The 8,912-nt window shown below is 68.7% G+C and carries 9 protein-coding genes; 4 read left to right on the top strand and 5 right to left on the bottom strand.

Going from position 1 to position 8,912, the window contains the following annotated elements; genetic code table 11:
• Positions 1–84: 84 nt before the first annotated feature.
• Both QFZ47_RS08320 and QFZ47_RS08315 read right to left on the bottom strand, forming a co-directional pair.
• Entirely contained in the window at positions 85–657 is a 573-nt protein-coding gene (locus QFZ47_RS08320) for an MgtC/SapB family protein (RefSeq protein ID WP_307655195.1), read from the bottom strand.
• Position 658: 1 nt separating this feature from the next.
• The gene (locus tag QFZ47_RS08315) at positions 659–2,662 is read right to left on the bottom strand and encodes a lytic transglycosylase domain-containing protein (RefSeq protein ID WP_370880572.1); all 2,004 of its coding nucleotides are present in this window, start codon (positions 2,660–2,662) and stop codon (positions 659–661) included.
• Positions 2,663–2,698: 36 nt separating this feature from the next.
• Here QFZ47_RS08315 and QFZ47_RS08310 point away from each other — a divergent pair, with 36 nt between their 5' ends.
• Positions 2,699–3,316, top strand: coding sequence for a 5-formyltetrahydrofolate cyclo-ligase (locus tag QFZ47_RS08310; protein WP_307655193.1), 618 nt, complete (start codon positions 2,699–2,701; stop codon positions 3,314–3,316).
• 228 nt (positions 3,317–3,544) lie between these two features.
• Here QFZ47_RS08310 and QFZ47_RS08305 read toward each other — a convergent pair whose 3' ends face one another.
• On the bottom strand, positions 3,545–4,528 hold the full coding sequence (locus tag QFZ47_RS08305; protein ID WP_307655192.1) for a LysR substrate-binding domain-containing protein: 984 nt from the start codon (positions 4,526–4,528) through the stop codon (positions 3,545–3,547).
• 167 nt (positions 4,529–4,695) lie between these two features.
• Between QFZ47_RS08305 and QFZ47_RS08300 the strand changes: the two genes are divergently transcribed.
• On the top strand, positions 4,696–5,016 hold the full coding sequence (locus tag QFZ47_RS08300) for a DUF2917 domain-containing protein (protein WP_307655191.1): 321 nt from the start codon (positions 4,696–4,698) through the stop codon (positions 5,014–5,016).
• Positions 5,017–5,071: 55 nt separating this feature from the next.
• Here the strand turns inward: QFZ47_RS08300 and QFZ47_RS08295 are convergent, their stop codons facing one another.
• Positions 5,072–5,476 carry a BLUF domain-containing protein gene (locus tag QFZ47_RS08295; protein WP_307655190.1) on the bottom strand — a complete coding sequence of 135 codons (405 nt, stop codon included), beginning with the start codon at positions 5,474–5,476 and terminating at the stop codon, positions 5,072–5,074.
• Between the two features lie 169 nt (positions 5,477–5,645).
• Between QFZ47_RS08295 and QFZ47_RS08290 the strand changes: the two genes are divergently transcribed.
• Positions 5,646–6,338 (top strand): Crp/Fnr family transcriptional regulator, encoded by a 693-nt coding sequence (locus QFZ47_RS08290; RefSeq protein WP_307655189.1) that lies wholly within the window; start codon positions 5,646–5,648, stop codon positions 6,336–6,338.
• A gap of 8 nt (positions 6,339–6,346) precedes the next feature.
• Here QFZ47_RS08290 and QFZ47_RS08285 read toward each other — a convergent pair whose 3' ends face one another.
• Complete coding sequence (locus QFZ47_RS08285; protein ID WP_307655188.1) at positions 6,347–7,234, bottom strand: DUF6279 family lipoprotein; 888 nt, start codon at positions 7,232–7,234, stop codon at positions 6,347–6,349.
• Here QFZ47_RS08285 and glmU point away from each other — a divergent pair.
• Positions 7,233–8,663: a bifunctional UDP-N-acetylglucosamine diphosphorylase/glucosamine-1-phosphate N-acetyltransferase GlmU gene (gene glmU, locus QFZ47_RS08280; protein WP_307655187.1), complete on the top strand. Its 1,431-nt coding sequence runs from the start codon at positions 7,233–7,235 to the stop codon at positions 8,661–8,663. The genes QFZ47_RS08285 and glmU overlap by 2 nt on opposite strands.
• Positions 8,664–8,912: the final 249 nt, after the last annotated feature.

Below are 8,912 nucleotides of genomic sequence, written 5' to 3'. Positions count from 1 at the left end.
AAACCTTCGATGCTAGCGGGGCCGCACCCGCCAATTGATGCCGAAACGCGGCCGAATTGATGCGCCGCGGCGCCGCTTTCTTCTTCAGCGCGGGGGCGGCGGTGGCTGGTCTTCAGGCGAGGCGATCACGCGCGGCGCCTCGCCGGCCTGGTCCTCGGCGCGCGGCGGCCCGGCCATGCGCTCGACCAGTTCGACCAGGCGCGGCACCAGTGCGAGCACGGCCAGCGCCAGCAGCGCGCTCAAGATGGCGGTGACTTCGCGGCCGAGCCCGCAGGCCATGCCGATGGCCGCTGTCATCCACAGCCCGGCGGCGGTGGTGAGGCCCTGCACCTGGTGCTCTTTCCGGCCTTGCTTGAGGATGGTGCCGGCGCAGAGAAAGCCCACGCCCGCCACCAGGCCCTGGATCACCCGGCTCATGTCGCCCGGCACGATGCCGGTCTGCTGCGGAATCAGCACGAACAGCGCCGAGCCGATGGCCACCAGCATGTGGGTGCGCACGCCAGCCGCCTTGCCATGCTGCTCGCGCTCGAAGCCGAGCATGAATCCGAGCACCGACGCGAGCATCAGGCGAACGACGATGCGCGTGAGCTGCGCGGCATCGCCCACGTCCGAGAATTCGGCCGCGACGGTGTCGAGCACCTGGCCGCCCCAGCTCATGTCAGGGGAGATCCTTGTTGGGTTCGGGCTCCGCCGCGTCGCGCGGCCCCACGCGGCCCAGGCGCTCCTTCAGCGACTGCGGGCGTCCGCTGATCAGCGCGGCGTAGTTGGTGGTGTTGGCGAGCACCTTCTTCACATAGTCGCGCGTTTCGTTGAAGGGCACGTTCTCGGCCCAGATGGCCGCTTCCACCACCGGGCCGTTGCGCCAGCTGCGCGGCCGGCCGGGGCCGGCGTTGTAGGCGGCCGCGGCCAGCGCCATGGAGCCGTCGAAGTCGTCGAGCGCGAGCTTCAGGTAGTTGGTGCCGATGGTGATGTTGGTCTCGCGGTCGTTGATCTGCCCCGGCGTGAAGTCGGCCATGCCGATCTTGCGCGCGGTCCAGCGCGCGGTGGCGGGCATGACCTGCATCAGGCCCGAGGCGCCGACGCCCGAGCGCGCGTCCATGATGAAGCGGCTTTCCTGGCGGATCAGCCCGTAGACGTAGGCCGGGTCGAGCCCGATGTCCTGGCTCTTGCGCAGCACCGTGTCGTGGAAGGGCATGGGAAAGCGCTGCTCGACGTCGATCACGCCCTTGGTGCGCTCGCTGGTGTTGATGCAGCGGTCCCACACCTCGCGCTGGCAGGCGAAGTCGGCCGCGGCCAGCAGCGCGCGGTCGTCCATGCCGCCCTTGTCGTGCATGTTGGTGGCGTAGTTCCATTCGCGCGTGCCTTCGGAGCGCAGGCCGATGGCAATCGCGTAGAGCGCGCGGTTGAGCGCGATGTTGCTGCGCGCGGCGTTCTTCTCCTCGGGCGTGAGCGGCGCGGGGCGCGTGGGCACCACGGTGCGCTGGCCGAGTTCCTCCAGCGCCAGCATCTCGTAGAAGCCGCGCGTGCCCGCAATGCTCTGGTAGAGCTCGCGCGCCTGCGCGCGGCGCTCGTCGCCACCCGCAGCGCCGAGCGCGCGTGCCTTCCAGTAGATCCAGGTCGGCTCCAGCTGGGCGGTTTCGCTCATCGCGTTGATGGCGGGCGCCACCTCCTTCCACTGGCCGTTGCGCAGCGCGGCGCGCACGCGCCAGCCCAGCATGTCGTCGGTCAGGTCGCCGTTCTTCGTGACGTTGGCGAAGTAGCTGCCGGCCAGCGGCGAGAGCTTGCTGGCGGCCTGGCGGCCGATGGTGCCCCAGAGCCAGTTGCGCTCTTCCGCGGAAAGCATCGGGCCCCACTTGCTGTCGAGCTGGGTGGCGGCCTGCTCCGGGTCGGCCATGGCGATCTTGATGAGCGCCAGCACCACCAGTTCCTTGCGCGACTTGGCGGCCACGAAGGCGCGGCCGGTCAGAAACTTGGCCGCGCTGGCGTTGAGCTCTTCGAACAGCGGCAGCGCATCGGGCGCGGCGATGATCACGGCCCCGCGCGCGGCCTGCGGGCGGTTGGCCTCCATGGCCAGGCGCGCCTTCTTCCAGGCGTCGTTGGGCGACATCAGGCGGGCCGCAACCATGCGGTCGGCCGCGGTGAGGCAGCCGTCGTCCGCTTCCTTCTGGCCGAACCAGCTGCGGCGCACCTCGTCGGCCTGGGCCTGCGTGGCACTGCCGGAACGCAGGGCCTCGACCAGGATCGCATAGCAGCGCACCTGCGCGTCGTCGCCCATGCGGAAGCCGTCCAGCGCGGCGGAAAAGCCGTCCCAATCGCGGCGCTGGCCCAGCAGCAGCAGCCAGTCGTTGCGCAGCCGGTCTTCCTGGTAGGTGCCGGGATAGCGCGCGAAGAAGTCCTGCACCTCATTGGGCGCGGCTTCCTGCAGGCGGGCCTTGAGTTCCCAGTAGGCGGCCCAGGGTTCGAGCGCATGGCCGCGCGCCTGCGGCAGCAGCGCCGCGAGCCGGCCCTTGTCGCCGCGCTGGAAGGCCTGCTTCATCTGGACCAGCACGTCGTCGTTGCTGTTGGCCTGTGCGGCGGCGGGCTGCTGCGAAAGCAGTGCGGCGGCCCCCACAACGGCGGAAAAAACCAGCGCGGACGCTGCATTGCGCGGGCGATGGCGCATGGGTGCCAAAATGCTTGGGAACTGCATCGGGGGATTATGGACAAGTCAAAGGATGCCGACACCTCGGCGACCACGAGTTTTCTCAAGGATCAGGTGAGAAAAGCACTGATCGAGCAGCGCCTGGCCATGCCCGACCGGCTCGCCAAGGCCGACCTGCTGCAGCGCGTGATGCGCATCTGGCTGGTCGGCCGGCCCGACACCGTGATCGGCGCCTACTGGCCGATCAAGGGCGAGTTCGATCCGCTGCCCGCGCTGCACCGCTGGAAGGAGGACGGCGAACTGATCGACGAGCCGCAGCGCCGCCGCATCGGGCTGCCGGTGATGAACAAGGTGCACAAGACGCTGACCTTCCACGCCTGGTATCCGGGCTGCCAGATGGAGGAAGACGCCTACGGCATTCCCAAGCCCAAGGACACCGAGCTGATCGTGCCCACGCTGCTGTTCGTGCCCTGCGTGGGCTACAGCGCCGGTGGCTACCGGCTGGGCTACGGCGGCGGCTTCTACGACCGCACGCTGGCCGCGCTGGAGCCGCGGCCGTTCACGGTGGGGCTGGGCTTCACCAACGGCTTCCTCGAAGATTTCGAGCCCGAGGCGCACGACCTGCCGCTGGACGCCATCCTGAACGACAACGGCGTCGTCTGGCCTGCCGGCTGAGCCCGTCACGAAACGGGCGCGGCCCAGGCCAGGAACACCGCGGAACCGGCTTTGCCGGGCCGCTGGTGTTGCCCCCGGTAGGGGGTTGGCGTAGCGACACGAAGTGCGCGAAGACTGGGGGTGAGCCAAGTGACACCGCGGAACCGGCTTTGCCGGGCCGCTGGTGTTGCCCCCTCGAGGGGGGAGTCGAGCTACACGGAGTGAGCGAGGGACGGGGGTGGGCTCGTTTCAGTCGATGTTGTCCACGGTGTCCGGATCGGGCACCTCGCCGATGGTCTCGCGCGTGGTGATCGCCTGCACCTGCAGCCAGTCCCAGAAGGCCTTGATCTCGGGCCGCAGCGCATTGCGCGGCCCGGCGATGAGCCAGTAGCCCATCGGCGAATCCATGCGGTGCTGCGGCAGCACCTCCACCAGGTCGCCGTTGGCCAGGCTTTCGGCGATGAGCGAGCTGCGCGCCAGCGTCACGCCCTGGCCGGTGAGCGCCGCCTGCACCATCTGGTAGGCGTAGTTGAAGTAGAGCCAGCGCTTGGGCTGCGCGCGTTCCAGGCCGTTCACTTCGAACCAGCGCCGCCAGGTCAGCCATTCGAGGTGCGTGCGGTGCGCGTCGCCGGCCTCGATCAGCGTGAAGCCGGCGATGTCGGCGGGCGTCCTGATGGGCGGGCTGCTCTTCAGCAGCCAGGGGCTCGCCACCGGCGTGAGGGTTTCGCCGAACAGCCGCACGGCGGTGGGCGGCATCACTTCGCGCGTGCCGTAGCGCAGCGCGATGTCGACGTCCGCCACCTCCAGGTCGACCGCCACGTCGCTGGCGTCGATGCGGATGTCGATCTCGGGGTTGTCGCGCTGGAAGGCCTCGAGCCGCGGGATCAGCCACATCGACGCAAAAGACGCAAAAGTGGTGAGCGACACGCTCTTGCGCCCCGCGCTCTGGCGGATCTGGCGTACGGCCGTGTCGATGCGCGGCAGCGACTGCTGCACCGCAAGCAGCAGCTGCGCCCCGGCGCTCGTGAGCTCCACCGCACGCGTGTGGCGCAGGAACAGCGCCACGCCCACTTCTTCCTCCAGAGACTGGATCTGGCGGCTCACCGCGGACTGGGTGAGCGCCATTTCTTCGGCGGCGGCGCGGAAGTTGAGATGGCGCGCCACCGCCTCGAAGGCGCGCAGGTGCCCCGCGGAGATGGGGCGGGAGCGCAGGTGGGTTTGCGAATGCTGCATGGATGGGGGCGTGGGCGGCATCGATCGATTGATGCGGTTTCGGAATCAGTAGGCTACCTCGTTTTCATTGGACTGCCAACGCCGCGCAAACGATCATTCATTCCCGAACTGCGCCATTGCCTCTGTCTTGTCATCGCACTTCGGAGAACGCCCAAGGAGTTTTCATCATGTCCACCGCCGTCTGCACCACCGAATCGCTTGCTTCCCTGCCGTCTTCTGCCCGTACCGCTTCCGCCGTTCCGCCGGCCGTGCGCCGCGGTGCCTGGCAGATCGCGCCCGGCGAGGCGATGAGCCTGAAGGCGCGGTCGGCCAGCGTGCTGCGCGTCAAGCAGGGCCGGGTCTGGGTCACGCCGGATGCGACCGCCGCCAACGCCAGCGAAGACCTGGTGCTGGCCCCGGGCGAATCGCTGAACGTGGCCGCCGGCCAGCGCATCGTCATGGAAGCGTGGGATGGCTACGGTGCCACCTACTCGTGGGACCAGGCCTGAGCGCCGCTCGACCTTCCATGGACGCAAGGGCGGCTTCGGCCGCCTTTTTCTTTTTTCAGCCGTTGATGTCGAAGCTGGGGCGCAGGGCCAGGAAATGCCGCAGCGCGGCTTCGCCGTCCAGCGCCTGGATGCCGGCCATGAGGTCGGGGCCTTCGCTTTCGGCCAGGCCCATGCCAAAGCCGCTGTAGCGGCGTGCCGGCAGCGGCCCGCGGTGGAACACCTTGACGGCAGTGTGCCGGGGATCCCGTTCGATGCGGCGCATCAGTGTGTCCACCGTCCACTGCGGGCCTTCGAGGTGCTGGCAGAAACGCATGCCGTCGAAGACCAGAAGGCCGGTGATGCCGTACTGGGCATTGCGTGCGCGCGCCAGGGTCACGATCGAGCCGACGGTGGCCGGCGGCAGGTCCGGCGTGAGCATGCTGCAATAAAAGACTTCGTGGAGAACTTGTTCTTCTGTCATGCGGGAGGGGAGCGAAAGACAGCCGAAGTGTAGGAAGCTCGCTGGCCCTGCGAAATGTCAAAAGACACAGGCCCAAAGCCTATAGTGGCGCGTGAAATTCGAGGACCATGCACCCCCCGCGTCACCCCCTGTGGGACCCCATCCCTGCGAGCGCTGCGCGCTGCGGAAGATGGAGGCCTTCCAGGGCGTGGCGCCCGAAGAGCTCGAAGCCATCGCATCCTTCAGGGCCGGCTCCCGCCGCGTCGCCGCCGGCGCCACGATCATCGACGAGCACCGGCCGAGCGCCGAACTGTTCACGCTCTATGCTGGATGGGCCTTTCGCTACAAGACGCTGAGCGACGGCCGGCGCCAGATCCTGAGCTTTCTGCTGCCCGGCGACTTCATCGGCCTGCAGGACGAGTTTGCCGACGGCCACACGCATGGCGTGGAGGCCGCGAGCGACGCCACGCTGTGCGTGTTTCCGCGCGGCAGGCTCTGGGCGCTGTTCCATGCCCAGCCGAAGCTCGGCTACCACATCACCTGGCTGGCCGCGCGCGAGGAAAAACTGGTCGACGACAACCTGGTGAGCACGGGCCGCCGCAATGCGGCCGAGCGCGTGGCCATGCTGCTGATGCACCTGTACCGCCGGGCGCAGCGCGTGGGCATGGTGCGCGACGGCTGGGTCGAGTTTCCATTCAGCCAGCAGCACCTGGCCGATGCGCTGGGGCTGTCGCTGGTGCATACCAACAAGACGCTGCGCCGGCTGCAGAGCCTGGGGCTCTACAAGCTCGAGGCGGGGTGGCTGCGCATTCTCGAACCCCGCGCGCTCGAGACCCTGGGGGATTATTTCGAGCGGCCGATACGGCCGACACCGCTGATCTAGCTAACTAACTAACGCGCGGCCACCAGCTGCCGCAGGTCGTCCTGGTAAGCCTGCAGCCGGCGCACTGCCTGCTCCCGCTGGCCGGCGCTGGTGGTGTTGTGCAGCGCGGCCAGATTGCGGCAGCCTTCCTGCAGCAGGGCTTGCTGATGATCGCGCCAGGGGCCGGGCGGCGGATCCGCGATGCGCATCACGTAGGCATGGATGGCCGCGCGCGCTTCGGCCGCGGCGGGCTTGGCGGCATTGAAGCCGCGCAGCAGTTGCAGCGCCTCCTGCTGGCGCTGGCGGCGCTCGGCATCGGCCAGCCGCGGATCGAACACCGACTGCGCGACCTGCCGGCGCAGCAGGTCGCGCTGCTCCGGACCCAGCCGGCCATAGAAATCTTCCAGGCGGTCGAGGAAGCGGTCGTAGCGCTTTTCCTGCACATCCGCGATGCTGCGGTCGAGCCATTCCTTGCGGTAGTCGGCATTGTTCTTCGCGTATTTGCGCTCGAGCTGCTGCAGCTGCGCCTCGGTCAGGCTCAATGCCAGTTCGGTGCCCGCCGGCTCCGCGCGCTCGGCGACCGCCAGCAGCCGCTCGCGGATCTGGTCCGCCATGCGGCAGGCCTGGGTCGCGGTCACATCGCGAGGCGCCAGGGCCTGGGCTTCCTGCAGCAGGCCGGCGATCCGGGGCAGCTCGTTCTGGCGGTGCCAGCTCAGCAATTGCGCGAGCTCGTCGCGCACCCTGGGCGTTTGCGAGCCGTCGAAATCGAGGTAGGTGTCGAGCCACCAGTAGCTCACTTCGGGCAGGTTGTTGTAGGCCAGCCTGACCGTGCTGCAGGCCGCGAGCGCGGCGGCCACCAGCAGCACGCCGATAATCCGCGCCAACTTGGCGCAACGCATTCGGGTAGAAAGAAGCATGAATCAGATTCCGCAGGACAACCAGGGACCGGTCGACGTCGTCATCATGGCGGCCGGCAAGGGCACGCGCATGAAAAGCAGGCTGCCCAAAGTGTTGCATCGTTTGGCCGGGCGCGCATTGCTCGCCCACGTGACCGACACCGCCGCGCGCATCGGTGCGCGCCATGTGGTGGTGGTCACTGGCCACGGCGCGGCCGAAGTCGAGGCGGCCATGTCCGGCAGCGCCGTCGGCGCCGCGCTGCAGTTCGCGCGGCAGGAGCCGCAGCTGGGCACCGGCCATGCGGTGCAGCAGGCGATTCCGCTGTTGCCCGATGACGGCACGGTGCTGGTGCTGTCGGGCGACGTGCCGTTGATCGGCGAGGACACGTTGCGCGCGCTGATCGCCGCCAGCGCGGGCCGGCGGCTCGCGCTGCTGACCATCGAGTTCGACGATCCCGCGGGCTATGGGCGCATCGTTCGCGCCGCGGGGCAGGAGGCCGGCGAGGTCACGGCCATCGTCGAGCAGAAGGACGCCACCGAGGCGCAGCGCGAAATCCGCGAGATATACAGCGGCGTGATGGCCGTGCCCGCCGCGCTGCTCAAGGGCTGGCTCGCGCGGCTGGACAACCGCAATGCCCAGGGCGAGTACTACCTCACCGACATCGTCAAGCTGGCCGCGGCCGATGATGTGCCGGTTGTCGCGCATGTCATCGCCGACGCGCTGCAGGTGGCCGGCATCAACAGCCCCGCGCAACTGGCGGCGCTGGAGCGGGCCTGGCAACTGCGGCAGGCCGATGCGCTGATGGCGCAGGGCGTGCGACTGGCCGATCCGGCGCGCTTCGACCTGCGCGGCACGCTGGATTGCGGAGGCGACGTGGAGATCGACGTCAACTGTGTGTTCGAAGGCCGCGTGTCGCTGGGCGAGGGCGTTCGCATCGGCGCCAACTGCGTGGTTGCCAATGCGCGCATCGAGGCGGGCGCGGTGATCCACCCGTTCACGCACATCGACGGCGAGAAGGCCGGCGTGATGGTGGGCACGGGCGCGCTCGTCGGCCCGTTCGCGCGGCTGCGGCCCGGCGCGCAACTGGGCGCCGAGGTGCACATCGGCAACTTCGTCGAGGTCAAGAACTCGACGCTGGCCGCCGGCGCCAAGGCCAACCACCTGGCGTACCTGGGCGATGCGACGGTGGGCGAGCGAGTCAACTACGGCGCGGGCAGCATCACGGCCAACTACGACGGCGCCAACAAGCACCGCACCATCATCGAGGACGACGTGCACGTGGGCAGCAATTGCGTGCTGGTGGCGCCGGTCACCATCGGCGCGGGCGGCACCATCGGCGGCGGCTCGACCATCAACAAATCCACCGAGGCCGGCGCGCTGACCGTGGCGCGCGGCAAGCAGGTCAGCTTTTCCAATTGGAAGCGGCCGCAGAAAAACCCCAAGGCCTGAAAGCCGCGGGGACCGGGGCCTCTTGTTCGCTGTTGTTCGCTGTTGTTCAGGGCGCGTGCACAGGCCACCGGGTACTCCCCTCCGCGAATGTCCCCCGGCCTTCGGCCTCCTCCTTGATTTCGCTGCGGGGAGCACCCGATGCCCTGTGCACCTGGGCACGCTCGTGGTGTACCGCTGATCAACCACCGCGCTGAACAACGATCACGCTGATGGGGTGCCTTGCGCAGCGAAATAAAGGAGGAGCCCGAA

The sequence above is a fragment of the Variovorax paradoxus genome (genome assembly GCF_030815975.1).
In the GTDB taxonomy this organism is placed as follows: Bacteria; Pseudomonadota; Gammaproteobacteria; order Burkholderiales; family Burkholderiaceae_C; genus Variovorax; species Variovorax paradoxus_N.
Note: the sequence above shows the minus strand (reverse complement) of the source record. Positions and strands in the feature narration are given on the sequence as shown.

What these genes read in the sequence shown, in the direction of transcription:
- QFZ47_RS08285 (WP_307655188.1), bottom strand. Translation starts at nt 7,234, where the DNA reads ATGCTTCTTTCTACCCGAATGCGTTGCGCCAAGTTGGCGCGGATTATC.
- QFZ47_RS08300 (WP_307655191.1), top strand. Translation starts at nt 4,696, where the DNA reads ATGTCCACCGCCGTCTGCACCACCGAATCGCTTGCTTCCCTGCCGTCT.
- QFZ47_RS08310 (WP_307655193.1), top strand. Translation starts at nt 2,699, where the DNA reads ATGGACAAGTCAAAGGATGCCGACACCTCGGCGACCACGAGTTTTCTC.
- QFZ47_RS08290 (WP_307655189.1), top strand. Translation starts at nt 5,646, where the DNA reads ATGGAGGCCTTCCAGGGCGTGGCGCCCGAAGAGCTCGAAGCCATCGCA.
- QFZ47_RS08295 (WP_307655190.1), bottom strand. Translation starts at nt 5,476, where the DNA reads ATGACAGAAGAACAAGTTCTCCACGAAGTCTTTTATTGCAGCATGCTC.
- QFZ47_RS08315 (WP_370880572.1), bottom strand. Translation starts at nt 2,662, where the DNA reads ATGCGCCATCGCCCGCGCAATGCAGCGTCCGCGCTGGTTTTTTCCGCC.
- glmU (WP_307655187.1), top strand. Translation starts at nt 7,233, where the DNA reads ATGAATCAGATTCCGCAGGACAACCAGGGACCGGTCGACGTCGTCATC.
- QFZ47_RS08320 (WP_307655195.1), bottom strand. Translation starts at nt 657, where the DNA reads ATGAGCTGGGGCGGCCAGGTGCTCGACACCGTCGCGGCCGAATTCTCG.
- QFZ47_RS08305 (WP_307655192.1), bottom strand. Translation starts at nt 4,528, where the DNA reads ATGCAGCATTCGCAAACCCACCTGCGCTCCCGCCCCATCTCCGCGGGG.